Origin of the sequence: Rhizobium sp. TAL182 (assembly GCF_002117725.1) — a bacterium.
In the GTDB taxonomy this organism is placed as follows: domain Bacteria; phylum Pseudomonadota; class Alphaproteobacteria; order Rhizobiales; family Rhizobiaceae; genus Rhizobium; species Rhizobium esperanzae.
On sequence record NZ_CP021024.1, the window covers coordinates 34153 to 60000 of the forward strand.

At 60.9% G+C, this 25848-nt stretch carries 28 protein-coding genes (1 of these 28 only partly in view); 9 read left to right on the forward strand and 19 right to left on the reverse strand.

The window, feature by feature from the left end; translation table 11 throughout:
* Nucleotides 1-128: 128 nt before the first annotated feature.
* From ahcY to Tal182_RS00190, 6 genes are all read right to left on the reverse strand, one after another.
* A complete protein-coding gene (ahcY, locus tag Tal182_RS00165) occupies nt 129-1529 on the reverse strand; it encodes an adenosylhomocysteinase (RefSeq protein ID WP_085857691.1) in 1401 nt (466 codons plus the stop codon).
* 144 nt (nt 1530-1673) lie between these two features.
* Nucleotides 1674-1949 (reverse strand): HPr family phosphocarrier protein, encoded by a 276-nt coding sequence (locus Tal182_RS00170; RefSeq protein ID WP_011423436.1) that lies wholly within the window; start codon nt 1947-1949, stop codon nt 1674-1676.
* A 9-nt stretch (nt 1950-1958) separates the two neighbouring features.
* A complete protein-coding gene (locus Tal182_RS00175) occupies nt 1959-2360 on the reverse strand; it encodes a PTS sugar transporter subunit IIA (RefSeq protein ID WP_011423437.1) in 402 nt (133 codons plus the stop codon).
* Between the two features lie 150 nt (nt 2361-2510).
* On the reverse strand, nt 2511-2960 hold the full coding sequence (locus tag Tal182_RS00180; protein ID WP_064800150.1) for a serine/threonine protein kinase: 450 nt from the start codon (nt 2958-2960) through the stop codon (nt 2511-2513).
* Nucleotides 2957-4747 (reverse strand): sensor histidine kinase, encoded by a 1791-nt coding sequence (locus tag Tal182_RS00185; protein WP_064809165.1) that lies wholly within the window; start codon nt 4745-4747, stop codon nt 2957-2959. The genes Tal182_RS00180 and Tal182_RS00185 overlap by 4 nt, the downstream gene beginning before the upstream one ends.
* Nucleotides 4748-4823: 76 nt before the next feature.
* Complete coding sequence (locus Tal182_RS00190) at nt 4824-5561, reverse strand: response regulator transcription factor (protein ID WP_189637013.1); 738 nt, start codon at nt 5559-5561, stop codon at nt 4824-4826.
* 338 nt (nt 5562-5899) lie between these two features.
* On the opposite strand from Tal182_RS00190, the gene Tal182_RS00195 reads away from it, so the two are divergent.
* The 3 genes from Tal182_RS00195 to Tal182_RS00205 all read left to right on the forward strand — a co-directional run bounded on the left by Tal182_RS00195 (nt 5900) and on the right by Tal182_RS00205 (nt 8746).
* Entirely contained in the window at nt 5900-7510 is a 1611-nt protein-coding gene (locus tag Tal182_RS00195; protein WP_085857692.1) for a phosphoenolpyruvate carboxykinase, read from the forward strand.
* A 185-nt stretch (nt 7511-7695) separates the two neighbouring features.
* Nucleotides 7696-8133: an alternative ribosome rescue aminoacyl-tRNA hydrolase ArfB gene (arfB, locus tag Tal182_RS00200; RefSeq protein ID WP_085860761.1), complete on the forward strand. Its 438-nt coding sequence runs from the start codon at nt 7696-7698 to the stop codon at nt 8131-8133.
* Between the two features lies 1 nt (nt 8134).
* Nucleotides 8135-8746, forward strand: a complete 612-nt coding sequence (locus tag Tal182_RS00205) for an alpha-ketoglutarate-dependent dioxygenase AlkB (RefSeq protein ID WP_085857693.1) — start codon at nt 8135-8137, stop codon at nt 8744-8746.
* 14 nt (nt 8747-8760) lie between these two features.
* On the opposite strand, the gene coaA is transcribed toward Tal182_RS00205, so the two are convergent.
* From coaA to hisB, 9 genes are read right to left on the reverse strand one after another with little or no spacing between them, the layout of a single operon-like run.
* Complete coding sequence (coaA, locus tag Tal182_RS00210; protein WP_064696362.1) at nt 8761-9756, reverse strand: type I pantothenate kinase; 996 nt, start codon at nt 9754-9756, stop codon at nt 8761-8763.
* Nucleotides 9753-10076, reverse strand: a complete 324-nt coding sequence (locus Tal182_RS00215; RefSeq protein ID WP_085857694.1) for a phosphoribosyl-ATP diphosphatase — start codon at nt 10074-10076, stop codon at nt 9753-9755. The genes coaA and Tal182_RS00215 overlap by 4 nt, the downstream gene beginning before the upstream one ends.
* Before the next feature lie 16 nt (nt 10077-10092).
* Nucleotides 10093-10881, reverse strand: a complete 789-nt coding sequence (hisF, locus tag Tal182_RS00220; RefSeq protein ID WP_064800156.1) for an imidazole glycerol phosphate synthase subunit HisF — start codon at nt 10879-10881, stop codon at nt 10093-10095.
* Nucleotides 10881-11627 (reverse strand): 1-(5-phosphoribosyl)-5-[(5-phosphoribosylamino)methylideneamino]imidazole-4-carboxamide isomerase, encoded by a 747-nt coding sequence (hisA, locus tag Tal182_RS00225; RefSeq protein WP_085857695.1) that lies wholly within the window; start codon nt 11625-11627, stop codon nt 10881-10883. The genes hisF and hisA overlap by 1 nt, the downstream gene beginning before the upstream one ends.
* A gap of 6 nt (nt 11628-11633) precedes the next feature.
* Nucleotides 11634-12191: a hypothetical protein gene (locus Tal182_RS00230; RefSeq protein ID WP_085857696.1), complete on the reverse strand. Its 558-nt coding sequence runs from the start codon at nt 12189-12191 to the stop codon at nt 11634-11636.
* A complete protein-coding gene (locus Tal182_RS00235) occupies nt 12188-12370 on the reverse strand; it encodes a hypothetical protein (RefSeq protein WP_064800159.1) in 183 nt (60 codons plus the stop codon). Before Tal182_RS00235 ends, Tal182_RS00230 begins: the two co-directional genes overlap by 4 nt.
* 52 nt (nt 12371-12422) lie before the next feature.
* On the reverse strand, nt 12423-13073 hold the full coding sequence (gene hisH / locus Tal182_RS00240) for an imidazole glycerol phosphate synthase subunit HisH (protein ID WP_064800160.1): 651 nt from the start codon (nt 13071-13073) through the stop codon (nt 12423-12425).
* Nucleotides 13074-13075: 2 nt separating this feature from the next.
* Nucleotides 13076-13561 (reverse strand): DUF2628 domain-containing protein, encoded by a 486-nt coding sequence (locus Tal182_RS00245; protein WP_085857697.1) that lies wholly within the window; start codon nt 13559-13561, stop codon nt 13076-13078.
* A 21-nt stretch (nt 13562-13582) separates the two neighbouring features.
* Complete coding sequence (gene hisB / locus Tal182_RS00250) at nt 13583-14191, reverse strand: imidazoleglycerol-phosphate dehydratase HisB (RefSeq protein ID WP_064800162.1); 609 nt, start codon at nt 14189-14191, stop codon at nt 13583-13585.
* Nucleotides 14192-14368: 177 nt separating this feature from the next.
* Between hisB and hslV the strand changes: the two genes are divergently transcribed.
* The 5 genes from hslV (at nt 14369) to Tal182_RS00275 (ending at nt 21160) form a co-directional block, all read left to right on the forward strand.
* The gene (gene hslV, locus Tal182_RS00255; protein ID WP_064800163.1) at nt 14369-14896 is read left to right on the forward strand and encodes an ATP-dependent protease subunit HslV; all 528 of its coding nucleotides are present in this window, start codon (nt 14369-14371) and stop codon (nt 14894-14896) included.
* Nucleotides 14897-14998: 102 nt separating this feature from the next.
* Complete coding sequence (gene hslU / locus Tal182_RS00260; protein ID WP_064708200.1) at nt 14999-16306, forward strand: ATP-dependent protease ATPase subunit HslU; 1308 nt, start codon at nt 14999-15001, stop codon at nt 16304-16306.
* A 188-nt stretch (nt 16307-16494) separates the two neighbouring features.
* The gene (locus Tal182_RS00265; protein ID WP_064800164.1) at nt 16495-17442 is read left to right on the forward strand and encodes a DUF1402 family protein; all 948 of its coding nucleotides are present in this window, start codon (nt 16495-16497) and stop codon (nt 17440-17442) included.
* A 48-nt stretch (nt 17443-17490) separates the two neighbouring features.
* Nucleotides 17491-18903, forward strand: a complete 1413-nt coding sequence (locus Tal182_RS00270) for a cytochrome P450 (protein ID WP_085857698.1) — start codon at nt 17491-17493, stop codon at nt 18901-18903.
* 85 nt (nt 18904-18988) lie between these two features.
* Nucleotides 18989-21160, forward strand: coding sequence for a malate synthase G (locus Tal182_RS00275; protein WP_085857699.1), 2172 nt, complete (start codon nt 18989-18991; stop codon nt 21158-21160).
* A gap of 69 nt (nt 21161-21229) precedes the next feature.
* Here the strand turns inward: Tal182_RS00275 and Tal182_RS00280 are convergent, their stop codons facing one another.
* On the reverse strand, nt 21230-21913 hold the full coding sequence (locus Tal182_RS00280) for a L,D-transpeptidase (protein WP_064800167.1): 684 nt from the start codon (nt 21911-21913) through the stop codon (nt 21230-21232).
* Between the two features lie 179 nt (nt 21914-22092).
* Between Tal182_RS00280 and Tal182_RS00285 the strand changes: the two genes are divergently transcribed.
* Nucleotides 22093-22587, forward strand: a complete 495-nt coding sequence (locus tag Tal182_RS00285; protein WP_011423458.1) for an MmcB family DNA repair protein — start codon at nt 22093-22095, stop codon at nt 22585-22587.
* Nucleotides 22588-22599: 12 nt separating this feature from the next.
* On the opposite strand, the gene Tal182_RS00290 is transcribed toward Tal182_RS00285, so the two are convergent.
* From Tal182_RS00290 to hrpB, 3 genes are all read right to left on the reverse strand, one after another.
* Nucleotides 22600-23178: an ActR/PrrA/RegA family redox response regulator transcription factor gene (locus tag Tal182_RS00290; protein WP_085857700.1), complete on the reverse strand. Its 579-nt coding sequence runs from the start codon at nt 23176-23178 to the stop codon at nt 22600-22602.
* Nucleotides 23179-23245: 67 nt separating this feature from the next.
* Nucleotides 23246-24574 carry an ActS/PrrB/RegB family redox-sensitive histidine kinase gene (locus Tal182_RS00295; protein WP_085857701.1) on the reverse strand — a complete coding sequence of 443 codons (1329 nt, stop codon included), beginning with the start codon at nt 24572-24574 and terminating at the stop codon, nt 23246-23248.
* A gap of 21 nt (nt 24575-24595) precedes the next feature.
* Nucleotides 24596-25848, reverse strand: the 3' portion of a protein-coding gene (gene hrpB / locus Tal182_RS00300) for an ATP-dependent helicase HrpB (RefSeq protein ID WP_085857702.1). 1213 nt of this gene lie beyond the right edge of the window; only the last 1253 of its 2466 coding nucleotides appear in the window; the start codon falls outside the window, past its right edge — the gene reads right to left on this strand; its stop codon occupies nt 24596-24598.

Sequence of the window (25848 nt, forward strand, 5' to 3'; positions counted from 1 at the left end):
GGCGTCCCGAATCAAGTCTTAAAACAATACTTCGGAAGGGAATCGGCGGGAAGGGAGCGGCCAAAAAAATAAGCCGCGGCATTTGTCAATGCCGCGGCTTCTACATCTTGTGGATATCGACGACGAGATCAATATCTGTAGTGGTCGGACTTGAACGGACCCTGCGGCTTCACGCCGATATAGGCTGCCTGCTCTTCGCTGAGCTGGGTAAGCTTCACGCCGAGCTTGTCGAGATGCAGGCGCGCGACCTTCTCATCGAGATGCTTCGGCAGGATATACACCTTGTTCTCGTACTGGCCGGGCTTGGTGAAGAGTTCGATCTGCGCCAGCGTCTGGTTGGTGAAGGAAGCCGACATCACGAAGGACGGATGTCCGGTCGCATTGCCAAGGTTGAGCAGACGGCCTTCGGAGAGAAGAATGATGCGGTTGCCCTTGGGGAACTCGATCAGGTCGACCTGCGGCTTGACGTTGGTCCACTTGAGGTTACGCAGCGCGGCGACTTCGATTTCGTTGTCGAAATGGCCGATGTTGCCGACGATCGCCATGTCCTTCATCTGCCGCATATGGTCGATGCGGATGACGTCCTTGTTGCCGGTCGTGGTGATGAAGATATCGGCCGACGAAACGACGTCTTCGAGCAGCACGACTTCATAGCCGTCCATGGCGGCCTGCAGAGCGCAGATCGGATCGGCTTCCGTAACCTTGACGCGGGCGCCGGCGCCGGAGAGCGAGGCAGCCGAACCCTTGCCGACGTCGCCGTAGCCGCAGACGACGGCGACCTTGCCGGCCATCATCACGTCGGTGCCGCGGCGGATGCCGTCGACCAGCGATTCCTTGCAACCGTACTTGTTGTCGAACTTCGACTTGGTGACGGAGTCGTTGACGTTGATCGCCGGGAAGGGCAGCAGGCCCTTCTGGCTGAGCTGGTAGAGGCGGTTGACGCCGGTCGTCGTTTCCTCGGTGACGCCCTTGATGGCATCGCGCTGCTTGGTGAACCAGCCCGGGGAAGCGGCAAGCCGCTTCTTGATCTGGGCGAAGAGGATTTCCTCTTCTTCGGAATGCGGGTTGGAGAGCACGTCCTCGCCGGCTTCGGCGCGGGCGCCGAGCAGGATGTACATGGTGGCGTCGCCGCCGTCATCGAGGATCATGTTGGAAAAGCCGCCATCGGCCCACTGGAAGATCTTGTCGGTATAGGTCCAATAGTCCTCGAGCGACTCGCCCTTGATGGCGAAAACCGGAACGCCGGCGGCGGCGATCGCGGCAGCGGCATGATCCTGCGTCGAGAAGATGTTGCACGAGGCCCAGCGGACTTCGGCGCCGAGCGCCACCAAGGTTTCGATCAGCACGGCCGTCTGGATGGTCATGTGCAGCGAACCGGTGATGCGTGCGCCCTTCAGCGGCTTTGCCTCGCCGAACTCGGCGCGGCAGGACATCAGCCCCGGCATTTCGGTTTCGGCGATCGTAATTTCCTTGCGGCCGAAATCCGCAAGCCCGATATCGGCGACGACATAATCTTTTTCAGTGCTCATAGAGGTCTCCAGGCTGAAAAACGTCTCAAAAATTGGCGCAGGCGCAGGCAAGCGCACGGCATGTCAGCCGTTTAGCAGGCTTCGTCAGGGATGGCAATAAGGATATAAAGAAGTCTTTATATGTTTATATGAACTCGCCCGAGCTCACATTTCCTCGCCGAACTTGTTCTGGATCAGCTGATCCAGGGCCTCCAGGGCTTCCTGAGCTTGGCTGCCGCTTGCCGAGACGACGACGCTGGAGCCGGGGCTTGCGGCAAGCATCATGAGACCCATGATCGAGGTGCCGCCGACCGTCATTCCATCTTTGGAAACGGTGATGGCCGCATCGAAATTCTCGACCATCTGCACGAATTTAGCGGAAGCGCGAGCGTGAAGGCCGCGCTTGTTGATGATAAGGAGTTCCCGGGAAAGCGATGTCATGAAGCGCCGTTATTTTCCGCTGAGCACGCGGCTCGCGACATTGATATATTTCCGCCCGGCTTCGGAAGCCTCCACCAGCGCCTTCTCCATGTTGTTCTCGCCGCGTACGCCGGCGAGCTTGATCAGCATCGGCAGGTTCATGCCGGCAATGACTTCGGTGTGGCCGCTGCTCATGACCGAGATGGCGAGATTGGACGGCGTGCCGCCGAACATGTCGGTCAGGATGACAACGCCATGGCCGTCATCGGCGCCGGAAACGGCTTGCAGAATGTCCTGCCGTCTCTGGTCCATATCGTCTTCGGGGCCAATACAGACCGTCTCGATGAATTTCTGAGGACCGACGACGTGCTCGACAGCATGACGAAACTCTTCAGCCAGCTTGCCATGAGTGACAAGCACAAGTCCGATCATGATATTACTGCTCCCATATACGCAAACGGTGGCCCCAATATCGCAATGCAGCAATTACGTCCACCGGTGGGGGCACATCTTGGCCATGAAAAGCCGAAGTGCAAGATAAAAATGCAAATATATAAGGCAGATTGATCAATCCGGATGGCCTCAATCTCCGATATCAGGGGCTTTTGCCATCAGGATCGCAAGCGGTGAAGACACGCCTGTGAGCAACCGCAATGCGGGAAGTGAAACACCGGCGGCAAGGCTGACGATCTCGCCCTCTGGAGGCACGCGGTTTTCGCCGGAAGCGCTGCCCGGAAGCACGGCATAATGCATGGCCGCCTGAGGGACGTGGTCCTGCCGAACGATGCCGGTGCCGCGAAGTTCGATGAGCCCGGCGATCGACGGCGGGCAGGTGGCGATCACCGTACCGGTCTCTCCCGACAGAAGCACCTGATCATCGGCGACCAGCGCCGTGAACAGCCCGAGGCGGCGCGCCTCGGTCATGCAGGTGAAAGCCAGCATCGATTTCCCCCAGCCCGAGGGACCGCTGAACAGCAGCCCCGTTCTGCCGACGACGATCGCCGTGGCATGGATATTGGCAGCCGCCGTCATGCGGCTGGATCGAGGGGCAGGGCGAGGATAAAGCGCGCGCCGAGCACCTGCCCGCTGTCGGCATCGGTAATGTTCTCTGCTCTGAGCGATCCGCCATGCGCCTCGGCGATCTGGCGGCTGATCGATAGCCCGAGCCCGGAATTCTGGCCGAAGCCTTCCGATTCCGGCCGGTCTGTATAAAAGCGCTCGAAGATGCGGTCGATATTTTCCGCCTGGATGCCGGGACCGTTGTCTTCGATCGTGGTGACACAGCGCGACCGTGTCCGCATCAGCCGCACGGTAATCCTGCCGTCCTTTTCGGGGACGAAGGAGCGGGCGTTCTCGATCAGATTGGTGACGATCTGGCCGATGCGCAGGTCGTGACCGTTGACGACGAAGCGCGTCTTGATGTTCGGCTTGCGTTCGATCGCATAGTCGATCTGCACCTGCTTTTTGCTGCCCCTGATCTGGCGCGAGACTTCGATCAGGTCGCGCAGCAGCACCTCCATGTCGATGGAGGCGGCGTCGACGCGTGCAAGTTCGGCATCGAGCCGCGAGGCGTCGGAAATATCGCTGATCAGGCGATCGAGGCGGCGGACATCGTGCTGAATGACATCAAGCAGCCGTTTCTTGGAATCCTCCGACCTCGCGAGCGGCAGTGTTTCGACGGCGCTGCGCAGCGAGGTCAGCGGGTTTTTGAGCTCGTGGCTGACATCGGCGGCAAAGCTCTCGATCGCGTCGATGCGATCATAGAGCGCTGTCGTCATCTCGCGTAAGGCGATGGAGAGATTGCCGATTTCGTCCTGGCGGGCGGAAAAGTCTGGAATTTGCTCACGTGTCTTGGCGCCGCGGCGAACGCGGATAGCGGCCGCCGAGAGACGGCGCAACGGATTGGCGATCGTCGATGAAAGCACCAGCGACAGCAGTACGTTGACGAGCGTCGCCACACCGAAGACGCGCATGATGGCCAGCCGTTCGGCATGGACGATATTGTCGATGTCACCCGCTTGTGTCGACAGCAGCAGCACGCCGAGTACGGCGCGGAAGCGCTGGATCGGAACGGCGACGGAAACGATGAGCTCGCCTTTTTCGGTGGTGCGCACGACTGCGCCGCGCACGCCGGTCAGCGCGTTCATCACCTCGGGATAGATCGAGCCGTCGCCGCCCGGTGCTTCCTTGTAGAGTGGCAGATTGCCCGGCTGCAGCGCCTTGTTGAACAACGTCGCGAACCAATCGCTCCAGGTCTGCTTCTCTTCTTCGACCGGCGGCAGGTCGAAGCGCAGCACCTGGCCGCGCGAATAGAGGTGGCGCGAATCGAGCAGCAGATTGGCGTCGGCATCGAAGATGCGCGCGCGTGTGCGTGTCGGCGAGATCAGTCGGCGCAGGACCGGCGCGACCTTTTCCGGATCGATCGGAAATTCCAGATCCTCGTCGTTCGGCACCGGGGTGATGCTCTGGCCGGCCTGCAGTTCGAGCAGCTTTTGCGGATCGATGGTGATTGAGTTCGTATCGACCGACGCGGAGGCCGAAACGGCGCCGGCAATGATTTCACCCTGCGTCAACAGGCTTTCGGCGCGGGCGTCGATCAAGCCCTCCCGAAACTGGTTGAGATAGAGAATGCCGCCGACGAGCACCACCAGCGCGACGAGGTTGAAGAACAGGATGCGTCGCGTCAGGCTCGAAAACACCGCATTGCCGAAGATGCGGCGGATCAGCGTAAAGGGATGCGACCAACGGCGGCCCCGGACGCGACGGGTGCTCACGCCCTCCGCATCGTCCAAATCCCTTTCCTGCACCAACTGTGCCAATGACAGGCCCTTTCGAAAGGTTGGGCCGGATAAACCGGCCGGCAACCTTCAATATTTCCAGCTGTGCCGCTCGGGCTCAAGCTGCTTCGCGGAAGCGGTATCCCACTCCGTAGAGCGTTTCAATCATATCAAAGTCGGTATCGACCATCTTGAATTTCTTGCGCAGCCGCTTGATGTGGCTGTCGATGGTCCGGTCGTCGACATAGACCTGCTCATCATAGGCTGCATCCATCAGCGCGTCGCGGCTTTTCACGACGCCGGGGCGCTGCGCCAGCGAATGCAGAATCAGGAACTCGGTCACCGTCAGCGTCACTGCCTCGCCCTTCCAGGTGCAGGTATGGCGCTCCTGGTCCATGACCAGCTGTCCGCGCTCCAGCGAGCGGGCCTGCTGCACCGCGCCGGCTTTCGGCGCACCGCTAGGGCTCGTGCCGCTGGCGGCTGTGGCTTCGCGGCTCGAGGCGCGGCGCAGGACGGCGCGGACGCGCTCCACCAGCAGGCGCTGCGAGAAAGGCTTGGTGATGAAATCGTCCGCGCCCATCTTCAGGCCGAACAGTTCGTCGATCTCCTCATCCTTGGAGGTGAGGAAGATGACGGGAATGTCGGACTTCTGCCGCAGGCGGCGCAACAGTTCCATGCCGTCCATACGCGGCATCTTGATATCGAAGATCGCCAGCTGCGGCGGTCGCGCCAGAAGGCCGTCGAGCGCCGAAGCACCGTCCGTATAGGTCTCGACCTTATATCCTTCGGCTTCCAGTGCAATCGACACCGAGGTGAGGATGTTGCGGTCGTCGTCAACGAGCGCGATTGTGGCCATGGTGTTGGTCTCCGTCATCAGTGCGCAATCTCCCGGATTTTGGTCGTCCCCAGGCGGTCTCAATGACCGGATGCGCTTATGGAGGATAAAGGTGGAACAAATTGTGGCAAAGATAAAGGGGAAGATTGTTGTAAAATTCCATGGCATCCAAAAGTTGTGTGTCGAAATGTTTCAACGTGGCTCTTCAAACGATTTAAAAAGAATGAAACAAATTTAAATCGATTAATTATTTGATATTACTATATTTTCTCGATTTTTGTCTCTTGTCTTTTAAAATTTCTCCCCGTATTTTCTCGCTTAGTTTTAACGGCAACGCGCCTGAGCAAAGGGAACTAGCCATGGAAAAGTTCGGAGTTCATAACCCGGCAACGGAGCTTGCAACGGTTGGATTGGGCGGCGCAGCCAGCGTCCGCTATAACTTTTCCGCTGCAGCGCTCTATGAAGAAGCGATCCGCCGGGGTGAAGCCGAACTGACCGCTCAGGGCGCGCTTCGGGCCCTCACCGGTCAGCATACGGGCCGTTCGCCGCGCGACAAATTCGTCGTTCGCGATGCCAATACCGATGGCCAGATCTGGTGGGACAACAACAAGCCGCTCTCGCCGGAGCATTTTGCCCTGCTGCGCGACGACATGCTGGCGCATGCAGCGGGCAAGGATCTGTTCGCCCAGGATCTTGTCGGCGGTGCCGAGGAAGGCCATGCCCTGCCGACCCGCGTCATCACCGAATTGGCCTGGCATTCGCTGTTCATCCGCAATCTGCTGATCCGCCCCGAGGCGGCGGCGCTGCCGACCTTCGTGCCGAAGCTGACGATCATCGATCTGCCGAGCTTCAAGGCCGATCCGGCCCGCCACGGCTGCCGCTCGGAAACGGTGATCGCCTGCGATCTCACGAACGGACTCGTTCTCATCGGCGGCACCTCCTATGCAGGCGAAATGAAGAAGTCGGTCTTCACCGTGCTCAACTACCTCTTGCCGGCCAAGGGTGTCATGCCGATGCACTGCTCGGCCAATGTCGGCCCGGACGGTGACGCAGCGGTCTTCTTCGGTCTTTCCGGCACCGGCAAAACGACGCTTTCGGCCGATCCGGCGCGCACTCTGATCGGTGACGACGAACATGGCTGGAGCGAAAACGGCATCTTCAACTTCGAAGGCGGCTGCTACGCCAAGACCATCCGCCTTTCGGCCGAGGCCGAGCCGGAAATCTACGCAACGACGCAGCGCTTCGGCACCGTGCTCGAAAACGTCGTCCTCAACGAACGTCGCGAGCCCGATTTCGATGACGGTTCGCTGACGGAAAACACCCGTTGCGCCTACCCCATGCATTTCATCCCGAACGCTTCGGAAACCGGCCGCGCCGGACATCCGAAGACGATCATCATGCTGACCGCCGATGCCTTCGGCGTCATGCCGCCGATCGCGCGCCTGACGCCCGATCAGGCGATGTATCACTTCCTCTCCGGCTACACCGCCAAGGTGGCCGGCACCGAAAAGGGTGTCGTCGAGCCGGAAGCGACCTTCTCCACCTGCTTCGGTGCGCCCTTCATGCCGCGTCACCCGGCCGAATACGGCAACCTGCTCAAGGAGCTGATCAGCCGCCACGGCGTCGAGTGCTGGCTCGTTAACACCGGCTGGACCGGCGGCGCCTACGGCACCGGCAAGCGCATGCCGATCAAGGCAACGCGCGCCCTTCTCGCTGCCGCCCTCAGCGGCAAACTCGGCCAGCTCGAATTCCGTACGGATACGAATTTCGGCTTTGCCGTGCCGGTTTCCGTCGATGGCGTCGACGGCGGCATTCTCGATCCGCGCTCGACCTGGGCCGATAAGGCAGCCTACGACGCGCAGGCCGAAAAGCTGGTCTCGATGTTCATCGCCAACTTCGCCAAGTTCGAAGATCACGTCGATGGCGGCGTCCGCGATGCGGCCCCGGGCGTAAAGGCCGCCGCCGAATAAGAAGCGCAAGCAATTCCAGCAAAAGTGTGCAGCGGTTCTGCCAGGCAAAGCGCGAAGCGCTTTTGCCGGGAATTACGCTAAACAGAATCTCTGATTCACGTGAAACCCGGCATCGCAGGATAGCCGGGTTTTCTCGTTGATGGCCGATGTTTTCAATTGCCGGCCGATATGAGATAGAACGCCGCATGGCCAGCGACGCGCTCTACATCGATGACAGGATCACCATCGCGGGATGGGAGCTGACGGAACAGTTCGTTCTGGCGGGCGGTCCCGGTGGGCAGAACGTCAACAAGGTTTCGACCGCGGTCCAACTGTTCTTCAACATTGCGAATTCGCCTTCCCTCAATGATCGCGTCAAGGCCAACGCGATCAAGCTCGCCGGCCGGCGTATGTCGAAGGACGGCGTGCTGATGATTGAGGCGAGCCGCTTTCGCAGCCAGGACCGCAACCGCGAGGATGCGCGCGAGCGGCTGAAGGAATTGATTCTGGAGGCGGCCAAGCCGCCGCCGCCGCCGCGCAAGAAGACCAAGCCGACCAAAGGTTCGGTCGAGCGCCGTCTGAAGGAGAAATCCGGCCGCTCGGAAGTCAAGAAAATGCGCGTCCGCCCCGGCGGCGGTGAATGACATGCCCGAGCTCCTGAGCGGCATCCGCCATCTGCCGGCATATCTCGACCGGACTCGCCAGGAAGCATTGGTCGAGGTGATCCGTGCCGTCGTCGCCGAAGCGCCGCTCTATGTGCCCGCCATGCCCGGCACCGGCAAGCCGATGTCGGTCAGGATGACCAATTGCGGGCCGCTCGGCTGGGTGACGGACAAGGAGCGGGGCTATCGTTATCAGTCGACGCATCCGGCGACCGGCAGGCCCTGGCCTGAGATGCCGAAGCTTTTGCTTGATATCTGGAATGATGTTTCCGGCTATGGGAAGCCGCCGGAGGCCTGCCTCGTCAATTTCTATTCGGACGACGCCCGCATGGGCCTGCATCAGGATAAGGACGAGCAGGATCTGCAGGCGCCGGTCGTCTCGGTCTCGCTCGGCAACAGCTGCCTCTTCCGGGTCGGCGGCCTCAATCGCAATGATCGCACGCTATCCTTCAAGCTTGCGAGCGGCGATCTGGTCGTGCTGGGCGGCGAGGGGAGGCTTTGTTATCATGGCGTCGACCGCATTTACCCCGCGACATCGACGCTGTTGAAGAACGGCGGCCGCATCAATCTGACGCTGCGCCGCGTTCGTCCGTGAAAATTGATCGCCTGCTATAGTTTTCTGAGCGCGACCTGTTCGATCAGATGATCCTTGCCCTTTTTCAGGATGAGATCGGCGCGCGGCCGCGTCGGCAGGATGTTCTGCCGCAGGTTCTTCAGGTTGATGTTCGTCCAGAGATCTTCGGCGATTTCAAGCGCTTCCGCATCGGTGATCGAGGCGTAGCGATGGAAATAGGAGTTGGGATCGCGGAAGGCGGTTTCCCGCAGCCGCATGAAGCGCGTCACATACCAGTTGTGGATCTGGTCTTCCGCGGCATCGATATAGATCGAGAAGTCGAAGAAGTCGGACACCATCGGCACGATCTTGCCGTCGGCCGGCAGGTCGCGCGATTGCAGCACGTTGATGCCTTCGAAGATCAGAATGTCGGGACGGTCGACGATCTTGTATTCGTCCGGCAGCACGTCATAGACGAGATGCGAATAACACGGCGCCTTCACATCGGGCCGCCCGGCCTTGATCGCCGAGAGGAAGCGCAGGATCGCGCCGGTATCGTAGCTTTCCGGGAAACCCTTGCGCTGCATCAGCTTTTCCCGCTGCAGCACCGCGTTCGGGTGGAGGAAGCCGTCCGTAGTGATGAGATCGACCTTCGGGCTGGAAGGCCAGCGGCCCAGGAGCTCCTTCAGGATACGGGCTGTGGTCGATTTTCCCACAGCGACCGAGCCGGCGATGCCGATGACGAAAGGCGTTTTTGTCACATCCGACATGCTGAGAAAGCGGTTGCGCTGGTCGAACAGCATCTGCGAGGATTCGACATGCGACGAGAGCAGGCGCGACAGCGACAGATAGATGCGCCGGACCTCGTCGAGATCGATCGGGTCGCCCATTGAGCGCAGCCGCTTGACCTCGTCGCCGGTCAGCGTCAGCGGCGTGTCGGCGCGGAATTTCGCCCATTGCTCGGAAGAGAAGAAATGGTAGGGCGAATAGGATTCAGACTGGAAGTGATCCAATATCTCCGGCACCCCGATAATCTCAGTCGCGATACTCATGAACTCTGCCGGCTGGCCTTTTCCTTGAGACCGGACTGCGCGGTTCTGCGCTCGAGTTCGGCCATGACATTCTCTAGCGGTATTTCAGCAATCTTCAATACGACCAATAGGTGATAGAGCACATCGGCGGCCTCATAGGTCAGATTGTCGCGATCGCTGGTCACCGCCGCCATCACCGCTTCGATGGCCTCTTCGCCGAGCTTCTTCGCCGCCTTTGGCTGGCCGGCAGCCACGAGTTTGGCTGTCCAGGACTGCTCCGGTGAGGCTTTCGATCGCTCTTCGACGATGCGTTCGAGGTCGGAAAGGGAAAATCCGCTCATTGTCTGCTCTCAGAGTTCAGTCGAGACGCATGTCGATGCCGCACTTCGACATATAGTGCTTCGCTTCGCTGACGGTATAGGTGCCGAAGTGGAAGATCGATGCGGCGAGCACTGCATTGGCATGGCCTTCCTTCACCCCGGCGACGAGATCGTCGAGATCGCCGACACCGCCGGACGCAATGACCGGCACACGCACGGCATCGGCGATCGTCCGCGTGAGCTCCAGGTCGTAGCCGACCTTAGTGCCGTCGCGGTCCATGGACGTGACCAGCAGTTCGCCGGCCCCACGCGCCACCATCTTCTGCGCGAATTCGACGGCATCGATGCCGGTCGCGTTGCGGCCGCCATGCGTATAGATTTCCCAGGCGCTGAGATTGTCGCCGCCGACCGCTTGCGTGCGCCTGCGCTTGGCGTCGATCGAGACTACGATGCACTGGTCGCCGAACTTGTCGGCCGCCTCGGCGACGAAATCGGGATTGCTGACAGCTGCCGAGTTGATCGACACCTTGTCGGCGCCGCAAAGCAAGAGCTTGCGGATGTCGGCGATGGTTCTGACCCCGCCTCCGACCGTCAGCGGCATGAAGCATTGATCGGCTGTGCGCGACACGACATCGAAAATCGTCTCGCGATTGTCCGAGGAAGCAGTGATGTCGAGGAAACAGAGCTCGTCGGCGCCGGCTGCGTCATAGGCCTTCGCCGCTTCGACCGGATCGCCGGCATCGACGAGATTGAGAAAATTGACGCCCTTGACGACGCGGCCGTCCTTGACGTCGAGGCAGGGAATGACACGGGCCTTGAGGGTCATTACGCAGTCTCCTTGGCCCTGTTGGCCTTGATCAGCGCCAGCGCTTCCTTGGGGTCGATGCGGCCGTCGTAAAGCGCCCGGCCTGAAATCGCCCCTTCCAGCTTCTGCGCGTCGGGCTGCAGCATGCGCTTGATATCTGCGATGGAGGCCAGGCCGCCCGAAGCGATAACGGGAATGGAAACGGTATCGGCGAGTTCCAGCGTCGAGCTCCAGTTGATGCCGGTCAGGATGCCGTCGCGGTCGATATCGGTGTAGATGATCGCGGCAACGCCGGCGCCCTCGAATTTCCTGGCAAGCTCGATGATGCCGAGTTCGGAAGCCTCCGCCCAGCCCTCGACCGCCACCTTGCCGCCCTTGGCATCGATGCCGACGGCGACTTGGCCGGGGAACTTCCGGCAGGCCTCGATGACCAGCTCAGGATTTCTGACGGCGACGGTGCCGAGGATGACCCGCCGCAGCCCGCGCGACAGCCAGGCTTCGATGTGGTCGAGCGTGCGGATGCCGCCGCCGAGCTGCACCGGATTCTTCGTCGCCTTCAGGATCGCCTCGACGGCATCGCCATTGGCCGAATGTCCCGCGAAGGCGCCGTCGAGGTCGACCACGTGCAGCCATTCGAAACCCTGGGCTTCGAAGGACTTCGCCTGGGCGGCCGGATCGGTGTTGTAAACCGTCGCCTGTTGCATGTCGCCGAGCTTGAGACGAACGCATTGGCCGCCCTTCAGATCGATCGCGGGAAAAAGGATCATGTCGTCTTACGTCCGTAGAGTGATCGCTGCCATCAGCGCATTCCACGCATCTACGATATCCGAGCGGAAAAAGACAGCGGCAATGGCGGCTGCGCTCAAAAGCAGCAGAAGCAGAAGGATGACGATGAAGCCGGCACGCACCTGGCGCCAGAAGCCGAGGCGCTTCTTCACCGATGTCTCGATCTCGCGCGCCCGCCGCAGCGCGTCGCTGTTGACGGCGGCGAGCCGGATATCGGGCTCCATCGCCTCCACATAGGTCTCGGCATAGCTCGAAAGAATCTGCGAGGCGCGATCGCGCAGCGTATTGCGCAGGTCGGTAGAGAGATAGTTGCTGGAAACTGCGGCAAGCTCGGCCTCATTGGGCGAACGGCCGGCATTCCGCTTGCGATAGCTGACGACGAAATCGCGCTTTTGCCGCTCGTAAAGGGCGTAGGCAAGCAGGCCGATCAGATCGTCTTCGCTTTCGATATAGAATTCCAGCACCGCTTCGGTGATATCATTTGCATTGATCCCATTGGCGCGCAGCTGCGAATTCTCGTTGCCGGCAAGGAATTCGTGGATCATCGGTCCAGCCTTTCTTTCAATGCCTTGGCCGCGTTGGAAAGCGCTCTTTTATGGAGGGCTTCGTCGACGCGGCGAATGATCGTCCCGTCGGGAAGCCGGATATCCGAGAAGGGAGGCAGAGCCTCCCTGGAGGGCCGCAGCATATAGAACACCTTGCCTGATTTCCGCCAAGCCGGCATCGAGTGCACTCCTGTTCCGCCCTTTCCATAAAGAGGAAATAAGGCGGAGGTATTACGGATTCCAGCGCAGGAAATTGGCGATCAGAGCGAGGCCGAGCTTCTGGCTCTTTTCCGGGTGAAACTGGGCGCCCACCATGTTGTCGCGCCCTACGAGGGCGGTCATCGACCCGCCATAATCGACGGTCGCAATGACATCCTCGGGGTTTTGGGCGGCAAGATGATAGGAATGCACGAAATAGGCGTGCAGTCCCTGCGGCCCGGTGGGAATGCCGTCGAACAGCGGATGTTCGCGCTTCAGGTCGAGCGTGTTCCAGCCGATCTGCGGAATTTTCAAGGCGGGATCGCCAGGTGTCATCTCGATGACGTCGCCTGGGATCCAGCCGAAGCCGTGTGTAACGGTCTTCTCCAGACCACGCGACGACATGAGCTGCATGCCGACGCAGATGCCGAGGAAAGGCCGCGCCTTGTTCTCGACAGCCTCGATCAGCATGTCGCTCATCCCGGGCACGGCGTCCAGTCCGCGCCGGCAATCGGCGTATGCGCCGACGCCGGGCAGCACGATACGATCGGCCGCAGCAACGTCCTCCGCCTTATCGGTGAGATCGATGTGGGCATCGATGCCCGCCTCGCGCGCGGCACGTTCGAAAGCCTTGGTCGCCGAACGAAGGTTGCCGGAACCGTAGTCGATAATCGCGACGCGCATCGTCAGCGTCCTCCATCAAAACCAAAGAGACCAAGCGATGTGGCCTGGCCACGCGGGCTCTTTGCACCGGGCTTGGTCTGCCAGTCCGGTGCGACCGTGTCTTCACTCGCCGCAGGGACCGTCTTGTCAGCAAAATAGACCTGCTCGGCAATATCGAGCTTATCGGCTGCAATGAGGGCGTCCTCATTCCAGCCCTTGGCGGCAAGGTTGCGGATGCGGAAATTCTGGCCCTCGAGACCGACCATTATATTCACGCCCAGCATGATCGCCGCGCCCGCCGGCCCCAGACCGGGTTCGTCCATCAGTGCGCCGCCGATTCCCTGCAAGAGAAACGCCGCGGCCGCATGCAGCCATAGCCGGTGCACCAGCAGCCAAACCCATGGAAACAGGAAGCCGAGCCAGGTGAAGCCGTCGCGAATCGTGCGCACCTCATCGGTCGCTACGCTCGCCCCGCCGGGCGGTGTCAGGAAAATGTAGCTTGAGGTCATTGTCGCCGCTCCCTGGGGGGCTCAGACGAGCGTGCCCTTCGTTGAGGGAACACGGCCCGCCTGTCTCGCATCGATCTCTGTCGCTGCGCGCAATGCGCGGGCGACCGCCTTGAAGCATGTCTCGGCAATATGGTGGTTGTTGGCGCCATAATGGTTGAGAATATGTAAGGTGATGCCGGCGTTCTGAGCGAGCGCCTGGAAGAATTCGCGCACGAGTTCCGTGTCGAAGGTGCCGATCTTCGGCGCGCTGAAGGCGACATTCCAGACGAGGAAGGGACGACCCGAAAGATCGACCGCAGCCTTGGTCATCGTCTCGTCCATGGCGAGATCGATCGAAGCATAGCGTGTGATGCCCCGGCGGTCGCCGAGCGCTTTCGAGATCGCCTGACCGATCGCAATGCCGGTATCTTCGACTGTATGATGATCGTCGATATGCAGGTCGCCCTTGGCGTCGATTTCCATGTCGATGAGGGAATGCCGCGAAAGCTGGTCGAGCATATGGTCGAAGAAGCCGACGCCGGTCGAAATCTTCGATTTGCCGGTGCCGTCGAGATTAACGGAAACGGAAATCGAGGTCTCGTTGGTCTTGCGGGAAACGCTGCCCGTGCGGCTTGCTGCGGTCTCGGCCATGTGGCCCTCCATCGGAATAAGGCCGTTCCTTATCAGGCGCATCGGCAAATATCCAGAAGCCGGGCAGGAGAAAAGCCCGCCCATTTGCAATCGGCTCCGGCCTGCTTACATAGGGTTCAACAAGGGCCGGTTTGCGGTCTCGTGTAAAGGCCCGCGTCATGGGCAGACAGGTGTTTTATGACAACAATCATTACAGTTCGAAAAGGCGGCAAGGTGGTGATGGCGGGCGATGGCCAGGTGAGCCTCGGCCAGACCGTCATGAAGGGCAATGCCCGCAAGGTGCGGCGCATCGGCAAGGGCGAGGTGATCGCCGGTTTCGCCGGCGCCACGGCGGACGCCTTCACTCTGCTCGAAAGACTTGAAAAGAAGCTGGAGCAATATCCCGGCCAGCTGATGCGCGCCGCCGTCGAGCTCGCCAAGGACTGGCGCACCGACAAATACCTGCGTAATCTCGAAGCCATGATGCTCGTCGCCGACAAATCGATCACGCTGGCAATCACCGGCAACGGCGATGTTCTGGAGCCCGAACATGGCACGACGGCGATCGGTTCTGGCGGCAATTTTGCCTTCGCCGCCGCCCGTGCACTGATGGATACCGACAAATCGGCCGAAGAGATCGCCCGGCGCGCCCTCGATATCGCCGCCGACATCTGCGTCTACACCAACCACAATATCGTGGTGGAACTGCTGGACGTCGAAAGCTGAATCCCGGGCCTTCCGGCTGCTGCCGCGGATGACCTGCCGCGACGAAACAACGAATTGCGGCCGGGCGCCGATGGCTCCGGACCGCCAGGAGAATGATACGCAATGACGACCTTTTCCCCCCGCGAGATCGTTTCCGAACTCGATCGCTACATCATCGGCCAGCATGATGCCAAACGCGCCGTCGCAATTGCGCTACGCAATCGCTGGCGTCGCCAGCAGCTCGACCCGAGCCTGCGCGACGAAGTCATGCCGAAAAACATCCTGATGATCGGCCCGACCGGTGTCGGTAAGACGGAGATTTCCCGCCGTCTGGCAAAACTCGCCGGCGCGCCTTTCATCAAGGTAGAAGCCACCAAGTTTACCGAAGTCGGTTATGTCGGCCGTGATGTCGAGCAGATCATCCGCGATCTGGTCGAGGTCGGTATCGGCCTGGTGCGCGAGAAGAAGCGGGCCGAGGTGCAGGCCAAGGCGCATGTGAGCGCCGAGGAACGCGTGCTCGACGCGCTGGTCGGCACCACCGCTTCACCGGCCACCCGCGAAAGTTTCCGCAAGAAGCTCAGAGACGGCGAGCTCGACGACAAGGAAATCGACATCGAGGTGGCCGATGCCGGTTCCGGCATGGGCGGCTTCGAAATACCCGGCATGCCGGGCGCCAATATCGGCGTGCTCAACCTGTCGGAAATGTTCGGCAAGGCGATGGGCGGCCGCACCAAGAAGGTCCGCACGACGGTCAAGGCTTCCTATACCGATCTGATCCGCGATGAATCCGATAAGCTGATCGACAACGAGGTGATCCAGCGCGAGGCCGTCCGCTCTACCGAAAACGACGGCATCGTCTTCCTCGACGAGATCGACAAGATCGCCGCCCGCGACGGCGGCATGGGCGCCGGCGTTTCGCGCGAAGGTGTCCAGCGCGATCTCCTGCCACTCGTCGAAGGCACGACGGTTTCGACCAAATACGGGCCTGTGAAGACGGACCATATCCTCTTCATCGCCTCCGGCGCCTTCCATGTCTCCAAACCTTCGGATCTCTTGCCGGAGCTGCAGGGTCGCCTGCCGATCCGCGTCGAGCTGCGTCCGCTGAACAAGGAGGACTTCCGCCGGATCCTGACGGAAACCGAAGCAAGCCTCATCCGCCAGTATAGGGCGCTGATGGAAACCGAAAATCTGAACCTCGATTTCACCGAGGACGCGATCGATGCGCTCGCCGATGTCGCCGTGCACTTGAACTCCTCGGTCGAGAATATCGGCGCACGCCGGCTGCAGACGGTGATGGAGCGGGTGTTGGACGATATTTCCTACAATGCGCCCGATCGGGCCGGGGCAGCCATCACGATCGATGCAGCCTATGTGCGCGAACATGTCGGCGATCTCGCGCAGAATACCGACCTCTCACGCTTCATCCTGTGATATCGACGCACCGGTTCATGGCTTTACCGATGTGAATGCCGCATTCTGTTGACCTCGACTATCGACAGCGGGCCTTTTCCTTTTTAGTGAAGGCCCGTTTTGTTTTTCGCCGCGGCTTTATTCGGCCAAGATTCTGGTCCAGTCAGCCGCATCGCGAACAGGACGATGAACGGATGGGATAGCGGATCGTGCGACGCCTTTTGACAAGCCTTTTGATTGCCGTTGCCCTGGTGAATTCGGCGCCTGCCTTCGCCATGCAGACGGTGCCGGCCGGCAATCGCCATGCTGAGCAGCCCGATATTCCCGGCGCCTCCGTCCGCCGCACCAAGGGTACCAAGAGCAGCTTCGATCTGAAATATGAGAAGGTCCATGAGCTTCTCGCGACCGATCGCGAGCTGATGGCCAAGATCCGCAAGGTTTCCACCGCTTACGGCATCAATCCTATCCATGTCATCGGCGCGATCGTCGGCGAACATACTTATAATGTCGACGCCTACGACCGGCTGCAGGCCTATTATGTCAAGGCGGCCTCCTATGCCGGGGAAAGTTTCCGCTTCGCCTATGACGGCGAAAACGTCGATGATTTCGTGGCGCGGCCGCAATTTACGCAGTGCAAGGGCAAGAGTGATTCCTACACGCTCTGGTCCTGCCGCGAAGATGTCTGGGAAAGCGATTTCCGCGGCAAGACGGTGGGCGGCGAGAGCTTCCCCAACAACCGCTTCAGCGCGGTCTTCTTCCAGCCCTTTTACGCCGGCCAGACCTTCGGCCTCGGCCAGGTCAATCCCCTGACGGCGCTGATGCTTTCCGATCTCGTCAGCCGCGTCTCCGGCTATCCGAAGCTGAACGAGAAGAATGCCGGCGACGTCTATAAGGCGATCATGGATCCCGACATCTCGCTCGCCTTCGTCGCGGCCTCGATCCGCCGGTCGATCGATGATTACAAGGAGATTGCCGGCATGGACATCTCAGGCAACCCCGGCCTGACGGCGACGCTTTACAATGTCGGCAACTCACGCCAGCGTGCCGCAGCCCTGGCTGCGAAAAACCGCTCTTCCGGCGCGACCGTTTGGCCCGAAGAGAATTATTACGGCTGGCTGATCAACGACAAGCTGGACGAACTCAAGGGCCTGCTCTAGCTTCAAGCTTGCCGGGAAGGCGTCGCTCTTCCCTGAAAGGCTTTGACGATGGACATGCGTCCGGACCCCTTCGTTCCGCCGGCACCGCTGCCGCGCACCGTGCCCCCGAGCCGGCTGGATATCATCCGAATCATCCTGCGCAACCCGCTCGAACTCTGGGGCGAGCCTTCTTATACTTTGCCCTGGATCAAGACGAGTTTCTTCGGGCAACACACCCTCATCGTCAACGATCCCGGCTTGATCAAGCACGTGCTGGTCGACAATGCCGCCAATTACCGCATGTCCGACATTCGCCAGTTGGTGCTGCGGCCGATCCTGCGTGATGGGTTGTTGACGGCGGAAGGCCAGGTCTGGAAGCGATCACGAAAGGCGGTCGCGCCGGTCTTCACGCCGCGCCACGCCAAAGGTTTTGCCGGCCAGATGCTGCGGCAATCGGAAGATTTCGTCCGCAAATACGAGAACGTCGATGCGGCTGGCCAGGTCTTCGACATCGCCAGCGACATGACCGATCTGACCTTTGCTATTCTTGCCGAGACGCTCTTTTCCGGCGAAATCGTCTCGTCGAGCGGTCATTTCGCCGACGACGTCAATCAGCTTCTCCACCGCATGGGCCGCATCGACCCGATGGACCTGCTGCGCGCGCCCGCCTGGGTGCCGCGTCTCACCCGTATCGGCGGTCAGAAGGTGCTGGAAAAATTCAGGGCGATCGTTCGCGACACCATGGATATGCGTCTGGCGAAGATGAAGGCCGATCGCGCCGCCGCACCGGAAGATTTTCTGACGCTGCTCCTGGAACAGGCAGGTCCGGATGGCCTGACCAAGGAGGAGATCGAGGACAATATCCTGACTTTCATCGGCGCCGGGCACGAGACGACGGCACGTGCGCTTGCCTGGACGCTCTATTGTGTGGCCAACAGCCCGCATATTCGCGAGGCGATGGAGACGGAAATCGACGCTGTTCTTGCAACCGGCGCCGAACCGGTGGAATGGCTGGATCTGATGCCGGTGACGCGGGCGGCCTTCGAAGAAGCTCTCAGGCTTTATCCGCCCGCACCTTCCATCAATCGCGCCGCGATCGCCGATGACCTCTGGATAAACGCCAAAGGCGAAAAGATCGAAATACCGGCCGACATCACCGTGCTCATTATGCCTTGGACGCTGCATCGCCACGAACTTTATTGGGAAAAGCCGCGCGCCTATATGCCGGAGCGCTTCCTGCCGGGAAACCGCGGCAGCATCGGTCGCTTTCAGTTTCTGCCGTTCGGCGCCGGCCCGCGCGTCTGCATCGGCGCGACCTTCGCGCTGCAGGAGGCGGTGATCGCACTGGCCGTGATGATGCACCGATTCCGTTTCGATCAGACGGCAACCACCAATCCCTGGCCGGTGCAGAAACTGACGACTCAGCCTCAGAACGGGCTTCCCATGCGCGTGACGTCGCGCATAATTTCCCGAACGGCATAAATCTTTCGAACTATTGCGGAATTGACTGTGAATGAAAGCCGGGCAAAGTGGCAGCATTCACAGGCGTTGCCAGGGAGAATATCGCATGAGCCGCATTGATAAGAACGGTCTTGCCATCGAAACCGTCCTTCACGATTTCCTGACGCAGGAGGTTCTGCCGGGTCTGGCGATCGATGCGGACAGGTTCTTTGCCGATTTTTCGGCGATCGTCCACGATCTCGCCCCGCGCAATCGCGCGCTGCTCGCCAAACGCGACGAGCTGCAGACGAAGATCGATGACTGGTATCGCCAGCATGGCGCCCCGGTGGATATGGACGAATATCAGTCCTTTCTCCGCAGCATCGGCTACCTTCTGCCGGAAGGATCGGACTTCCAGGTCTCGACCGGAAAGGTCGATCCAGAGATCGCCTCGATCGCCGGTCCGCAGCTCGTCGTTCCCGTGATGAATGCGCGTTACGCCCTGAACGCCGCCAATGCCCGCTGGGGCTCGCTTTATGACGCGCTCTACGGCACCGACGCCATTCCCGAGAGCGACGGCGCCGAGAAGGGCAAGGGCTACAATCCGAAGCGCGGCGAAAAGGTCATCGCCTGGGTGCGTGATTTCCTGGATACGGCGGCGCCGCTCCAGGACAGCCGCTGGAAGGATGTCGGCAGCTTCGCCGTCAAGGACGGAACGCTCGTCGTCAGATCGGTCGACGGCGAGCAGACAATGCTCGGGGATGGCGGGCATTTTGCCGGCTATCGCGGTGAGGCCGCGGCGCCGACCCGCATTCTCCTGAAGAATAACGGCATTCATATCGATATCGTCATCGACCCGACAACGGCGATCGGCAAGGCCGATCCGGCCCATATTTCCGATGTCTGGCTGGAATCGGCGATCACCACGATCATGGACTGCGAGGATTCGATTGCCGCCGTCGATGCTGAAGATAAGGTCGTCGTCTATCGGAACTGGCTCGGCCTGATGAAGGGCGATCTGCAGGAAGAGGTGGCAAAGGGCGGAACGACCTTCATCCGCGAGCTCAACCCGGATCTGGACTATACCGGCCCGGATGGCGCTTCGTTCGAGGTGCATCGCCGTTCGTTGATGCTGGTGCGCAATGTCGGCCACCTCATGACCAATCCCGCGATCCTCGACAAGGACGGCGACGAAGTGCCTGAGGGCATCATGGATGCCGTCATCACCGCTCTGATCGCGCTTTACGATATCGGTCCCGCCGGCCGGAAGAAGAATTCCCGTACCGGCTCTATGTATGTGGTCAAGCCGAAGATGCATGGACCAGAAGAGGTCGCCTTCGCCGTCGAGATTTTCTCCCGGGTCGAAGATGCGCTCGGCATGGCGCGCAACACCATCAAGATGGGCATCATGGACGAGGAGCGGCGCACGACGGTCAACCTCAAGGAGTGCATTCGTGCCGCCCGCGAGCGCGTCGTCTTCATCAATACCGGTTTCCTCGACCGCACCGGCGACGAGATCCATACTTCGATGGAAGCCGGTCCGATGATTCGCAAGGGCGATATGCGCCAGGCAGCGTGGATATCGGCCTATGAGAACTGGAACGTTGATATCGGTCTGGAATGCGGCCTCTCCGGCCATGCGCAGATCGGCAAGGGCATGTGGGCGATGCCGGACCTGATGGCGGCGATGCTGGAACAGAAGATTGCCCACCCCAAGGCCGGCGCCAATACCGCCTGGGTGCCTTCGCCGACGGCTGCAACCCTGCATGCCACCCATTATCACCGCGTCAATGTCGCCCGGGTTCAACAGGGGCTGAAGGACCGGGCCCGCGCCAAACTGTCAGACATTCTCTCCGTGCCGGTTGCGGTGCGGCCGAACTGGACACCGGAGGAAATCCAGCGAGAGCTCGACAACAATGCCCAGGGTATCCTCGGCTATGTCGTGCGCTGGATCGATCAGGGTGTCGGCTGCTCGAAAGTGCCCGACATCAACAATATCGGCCTGATGGAGGATCGCGCGACCTTGCGCATTTCGGCCCAGCACATGGCGAATTGGCTGCATCATAAGGTCGTCACCGAAGCTCAGATCGTCGAAACGATGAAACGCATGGCTGCCATCGTCGATCGGCAGAACGAGTCGGATCCGGCCTACCGGCCAATGGCCGGCAATTTCGATGATTCGGTCGCCTTCCAGGCCGCCCTCGATCTCGTCCTCAAGGGCAGGGAGCAACCGAACGGCTATACGGAACCGGTGCTTCACCGCCGCCGCCTTGAGCTCAAGGCGAAACAATCGGGGTGACCGAGAATACGAAAAGGCCGCCGGGACGACAGTCCGGCGGCCTTTTTTATACCGAATTCGGTATCTAGCCTACTGGATGACGATGACCTTGGAGGTCCCCTTGCCGGGACGGACGCGGCTGTAGAGGTCGATGACGTCCTGGTTCATCAGGCGAATGCAGCCCGAGGAAGCGGCGGTGCCGATCGAAGCCCATTCCGGCGTGCCGTGCAGGCGGAACAGGGTGTCCTTGCCGTCGTCGTTGAAGAGATACATGGCGCGCGCGCCGAGAGGATTGCTGAGGCCGGGGCCCATACCGTCTTCGACGTATTTGGCGACATCGGGGCGGCGTTCAGCCATTTCCTTCGGCGGGTGCCAGGTCGGCCATTCCTGCTTCCAGGCGACATAGGCGGTGCCGGCCCATGCGAAACCCTGCTTGCCGACGCCGATGCCGTAACGCATCGCCTTGCCGTTCGGCAGGATGTAATAGAGGAAACGCTCGCGCGTATTGACGATGATGGTGCCTGGGCGCTCGGTGGTCTGGTAGCTGACCACCTGGCGGCGGAACTGCGGCTTCACCCTGTCGATTGGGATCGCCGGAAGGGAATATCCGGCATCCTTCGTCACGCCATAGGCGTCGTTGAAGATTTGAGCTGTCTGTACCGTCGGGCCTGCGCCCTTGTCGTCGACGGATGCGCTTTCGGAATTGGTGGAGCAGCCGGCCAGTGCGAGCGTCGTCAGCAGGCCAAATACAGGGAATGCATTGCGGATGCGCATAGATAACTCTTGAAGTTTTTGGGCGAGGAGAACAGTCTTTCGACCATCGTTGATTATGGTTTATTTTCGATTAACTTGCGCTTTGCAAGGCTACTGTGGCGCGACGAATTCGTCTGCTGCGCAAATTAAAAGCGAATGGTTTTTTTGCAACAACACACCCGGCTCTGCGACGGTTATCCATGACGATTTTGAGCGTTTACAATAACAATCCGTTAATCGATGGCCGGCAATCGGACAGGGCCATGATGGTGCGGCGCGGAACGCAGATATTGCTGCATGAAATGCGCCATGCCGTGCTGCCGGAACTGCCGCTCGCCAGCGGCCGCCGCGCCGATCTGATCACGCTTTCGGAAAAGGGCGAAGTCTGGATTATCGAAATCAAGACATCGATCGAGGATTTTCGGGTGGATCGCAAATGGCCGGAATACAGGCTGCATTGCGACCGCCTGTTCTTTGCGACTCATGAAGGTGTGCCGCTCGACATCTTTCCGGAGGAATGCGGGCTCTTTCTCTCGGATGGCTATGGCGCCCACATGATTCGCGAGGCGCCGGAACACCGCATGGCGCCGGCCACGCGCAAATCCGTAACGCTCAGTTTCTCGCGTGCCGCCGCGCAAAGGCTGATGATGGCCGAATGGGCGAACGGAAAACCCTTCACCGTAGACGATGTGTGATGGCCGCCTTGTCTATTTCGGCGCGCGTTTGGCTAAAATGCGCTGCAATGTGCGCCGATGCATGTTGAGCCGCCGCGCCGTTTCAGAGACGTTGCGCTCGCACATTTCATAGACCCGCTGAATGTGTTCCCAGCGCACGCGGTCGGCCGACATCGGATTCTCCGGAAGTTCCGCCTTTTCGCCCGGCCGTTGCGTCAGCGCTGAAAAGACGTCGTCGGCATCCGCAGGCTTTGCCAGATAATCGACGGCTCCGAGTTTTACCGCCGTCACCGCCGTTGCGATATTGCCGTAGCCGGTCAGCACGATGATCCGCGTGTCGTCGCGCCGCTGCCGGATCGCTTCAATGACGTCGAGCCCGTTGCCGTCGCCGAGGCGAAGATCGACCACAGCATATTTCGGCGGCCTGCCTTTCGATTTGGCAACGCCCTCCGCCACTGATTCGGCCGTCTCCACCTCAAAGCCGCGCGTCTCCATTGCCCGTGCGAGACGGCGCAGGAACGGCCCGTCATCGTCGACGATCAGCAGGCTGGCGTCGGGCCCGATATGGTCTTCATCCGATGCGGCGAAATTTCCATGATTCTGTTCTGTCATCGTCTCGAGTCCCGGCGGTTGGGCCTGATCTTGGTCAACCGTTTTTCTTCTACTTATGCCCACAAACTCATTTTGTCGAATTTGCGTCGATCAGCATTCGCGGCCATTCGATGCGGATGCGCGCGCCGGCTCTTTCCGGCTCGCGGTTCTCGAAAATCAGCGATGCGCCCGAGCGCTCCAGCAGCGTCTTGGCGATGAAAAGTCCGAGCCCGAGGCCGCCGGCCGTATCTTCCTTCTGCCGCTTGGTCACATAGGGCTCGCCGATTCGCGTCAGTATGTCAGGCGAATAACCATTGCCGTCGTCCTCGATGACGATCAGCACTTTGTCGTGATCGTGCTCGATGGTGATGGTCACTTTCTCCCTGGCATAATCGACGGCATTTTCGATGAGGTTTCCGAGTCCGTACATGATGCCGGCATTACGATCGGTGACCGGCTCGCTTTTGCGTGGGCTTTTTTCGATCAGCTCGAGCGTGATGCCGAATTCCCGGTGCGGCGCGACGACCTCTTCGATCATCGAGGAAAGCGGCAGCCGGCGCATATGCGCCTCGCCTTCCGAGGAGAGCGTCGTCAGCCGCCGCAGAATGTCACGGCAGCGTTCGCTCTGGCTCCGCAACAGCATGACGTCCTCGCGAAAGCGATCATCGTCCTTGAGCTCGCGCTCCATTTCCTTGGCGACGACGCTGATCGTGGCAAGCGGCGTGCCGAGTTCATGGGCTGCCGCCGCAGCCAGGCCGTCAAGCTGCGAGAGATGCTTTTCCCGCTGCAGCACCAGTTCGGTCGCGGCCAGCGCATCGGCAAGCTGGCTTGCTTCCATCGAGACGCGGTAGGCATAGAAGGCGGCAAAGGCCATGGTCGAGGCGATCGAGCACCAGACGCCGAACTGCATGACGTTGTGGACATTGATCTCGACCCCGTCGAACCAGGGCAGCGGGAAAGGCGAAAAGGCAAGCACTGTAATGCAGACCATCGCAAAGCCGATCAGCGCCGTGCTGTAGCGGATCGGCTGTGAGGCGAAAGAGATGATGACGGGCACGCAGACGAGTGCGGCGAAGGGATTGGCAAGGCCGCCGGTGATGAAGAGCAGCGCGCAGAGCTGGAGGAGATCGAAGCCGAGCAACGCAAAGGCGGCCGGCGGCGCCAGCCGGTGCGTCGGCGGATAGCGGATCGTCAGGTAGAAATTCACCCAGGCAAGGGCGGCGATCAGCGAAGAGCTGGCGATCAGCGGCAAGGGAAATTTCAGCCAGAAGGCGACGATGAACACCGTCAGCGCCTGGCCGCCGACCGCAAGCCAGCGCAGCCGCACCAGCGTCTGCAGCCGCAGTCTGCGGCTGCTGTGCCGGTCTTCCAGCGTATGGCTTTGCGTCTTGTCGATCACGCCGGGCTTGTCGATCATGCCGGGGCTCCTTGATGGCTCTCATGTACCACGTGGTTTTGCCCGTGTCGTCGGTAACGCCTCTTCCGGCCGCTCCGGCCAGGGATGGCGCGGATAGCGTCCACGCATCTCGGCGCGTACGTCCTTCCACGAGCCCGCCCAGAAACCGGGCAGGTCGCGCGTCGTCTGGATCGGCCGGTGCGCCGGCGACGTCAGCTCCAGGAGCAGCGGCAGGCGGCCTCCGGCGACCGCTGGATGCTGTTTGAGCCCGAACAACTCCTGCACCCGGATCCTCAAGATGGGCTCCTGGCCCTCATATTGGATAGGATGTCTTTGACCGGTCGGCGCCTCGAAATGCGTCGGCGCAAGCCGGCTAAGATCGCGGTGCAGCTCGTGCGGCACCAGCGACATCAGCCCGTTCGTAAGTCCTGCCGCAGAAATCTCGGAGAGGCTGCGGGCGTCTTCCTGGAAGGGAGCGAACCATTCCTCCAGCCGGGAAAGCAGAGCATCGTCGCTGACATCGGGCCAGGGATCACCGATCGTCCGATGAAGGAAACCGATCCGTTCGCGAAGCTGCAGGGCTTCCTTCGAGAAGGCGAGCTGATCGAGCCCCAGTTCGCGCACGCCCTCCATCAGCGCCTGAGTGATGGCGGCCCCGGAAGGACGCGGCAACGGCGTCTCTTCGAAGACGATCGCGCCGAGCCGGGTTGCCCGCCGCGCCCGCACCTGCCGGCTTTGCCGGTCGAAGAATGTCTGGTCATCGGTTCTGATCTCGCCAGGCAGTTCGGCTTCGATATCCGCACGAGTCACTTCGGCTGCCGCCAGAATCCGCCCCTGTGCCGCGCGTCCGGTGAGATCTGCGATGACGAGCATCTGGCTGCCGGCGAGCCTCTCGGTTTCCGGCAGTTCCGCTCCCCGCCCGTTCGCCATCACGAATCGCCCGCGCCCGCCGCGCTGAAGCGCGATCCGATCCGGGAAGGCATGCAGCAGAAGCTGACCCGCCAGTACAGGTGCGGCCCTGGTGACGGTATCGAGGCCGGCAGCCAGCCGCCCCGCCAGCCGCCGCGAGGCATCGGCTCTTTCGCCGCGCTCGGCCTTGAAGCGCCGCAGCCGGTCCTCAATGTCGATGCTCGGTCCGCCAAGCCCCTGTTCGGTCAGGAGCACGGCAATCATCGCCGCCTCCCGGGCATGGCCCGATTCGCCTGATGAGACGACCATGGCGGCAAGCCGCGGCGGCAGAGCGAGATCGCGCATCATCTTGCCGCGGACGGTTAACGCGCCATCCTTGTCGAGCG

Coding starts and splice junctions, on each gene's coding strand:
- Tal182_RS00215 (WP_085857694.1), bottom strand. CDS start 10,076: ATGAGCGGATTTTCCCTTTCCGACCTCGAACGCATCGTCGAAGAGCGA.
- hslV (WP_064800163.1), top strand. CDS start 14,369: ATGACAACAATCATTACAGTTCGAAAAGGCGGCAAGGTGGTGATGGCG.
- hisA (WP_085857695.1), bottom strand. CDS start 11,627: ATGATCCTTTTTCCCGCGATCGATCTGAAGGGCGGCCAATGCGTTCGT.
- arfB (WP_085860761.1), top strand. CDS start 7,696: ATGGCCAGCGACGCGCTCTACATCGATGACAGGATCACCATCGCGGGA.
- Tal182_RS00205 (WP_085857693.1), top strand. CDS start 8,135: ATGCCCGAGCTCCTGAGCGGCATCCGCCATCTGCCGGCATATCTCGAC.
- Tal182_RS00245 (WP_085857697.1), bottom strand. CDS start 13,561: ATGACCTCAAGCTACATTTTCCTGACACCGCCCGGCGGGGCGAGCGTA.
- Tal182_RS00180 (WP_064800150.1), bottom strand. CDS start 2,960: ATGACGGCGGCTGCCAATATCCATGCCACGGCGATCGTCGTCGGCAGA.
- Tal182_RS00285 (WP_011423458.1), top strand. CDS start 22,093: ATGACGATTTTGAGCGTTTACAATAACAATCCGTTAATCGATGGCCGG.
- Tal182_RS00195 (WP_085857692.1), top strand. CDS start 5,900: ATGGAAAAGTTCGGAGTTCATAACCCGGCAACGGAGCTTGCAACGGTT.
- Tal182_RS00235 (WP_064800159.1), bottom strand. CDS start 12,370: ATGCCGGCTTGGCGGAAATCAGGCAAGGTGTTCTATATGCTGCGGCCC.
- Tal182_RS00230 (WP_085857696.1), bottom strand. CDS start 12,191: ATGATCCACGAATTCCTTGCCGGCAACGAGAATTCGCAGCTGCGCGCC.
- hisH (WP_064800160.1), bottom strand. CDS start 13,073: ATGCGCGTCGCGATTATCGACTACGGTTCCGGCAACCTTCGTTCGGCG.
- Tal182_RS00175 (WP_011423437.1), bottom strand. CDS start 2,360: ATGATCGGACTTGTGCTTGTCACTCATGGCAAGCTGGCTGAAGAGTTT.
- Tal182_RS00295 (WP_085857701.1), bottom strand. CDS start 24,574: ATGATCGACAAGCCCGGCGTGATCGACAAGACGCAAAGCCATACGCTG.
- Tal182_RS00280 (WP_064800167.1), bottom strand. CDS start 21,913: ATGCGCATCCGCAATGCATTCCCTGTATTTGGCCTGCTGACGACGCTC.
- hisF (WP_064800156.1), bottom strand. CDS start 10,881: ATGACCCTCAAGGCCCGTGTCATTCCCTGCCTCGACGTCAAGGACGGC.
- hslU (WP_064708200.1), top strand. CDS start 14,999: ATGACGACCTTTTCCCCCCGCGAGATCGTTTCCGAACTCGATCGCTAC.
- ahcY (WP_085857691.1), bottom strand. CDS start 1,529: ATGAGCACTGAAAAAGATTATGTCGTCGCCGATATCGGGCTTGCGGAT.
- hisB (WP_064800162.1), bottom strand. CDS start 14,191: ATGGCCGAGACCGCAGCAAGCCGCACGGGCAGCGTTTCCCGCAAGACC.
- Tal182_RS00190 (WP_189637013.1), bottom strand. CDS start 5,561: ATGGCCACAATCGCGCTCGTTGACGACGACCGCAACATCCTCACCTCG.
- Tal182_RS00170 (WP_011423436.1), bottom strand. CDS start 1,949: ATGACATCGCTTTCCCGGGAACTCCTTATCATCAACAAGCGCGGCCTT.
- Tal182_RS00275 (WP_085857699.1), top strand. CDS start 18,989: ATGAGCCGCATTGATAAGAACGGTCTTGCCATCGAAACCGTCCTTCAC.
- Tal182_RS00290 (WP_085857700.1), bottom strand. CDS start 23,178: ATGACAGAACAGAATCATGGAAATTTCGCCGCATCGGATGAAGACCAT.
- Tal182_RS00270 (WP_085857698.1), top strand. CDS start 17,491: ATGGACATGCGTCCGGACCCCTTCGTTCCGCCGGCACCGCTGCCGCGC.
- coaA (WP_064696362.1), bottom strand. CDS start 9,756: ATGAGTATCGCGACTGAGATTATCGGGGTGCCGGAGATATTGGATCAC.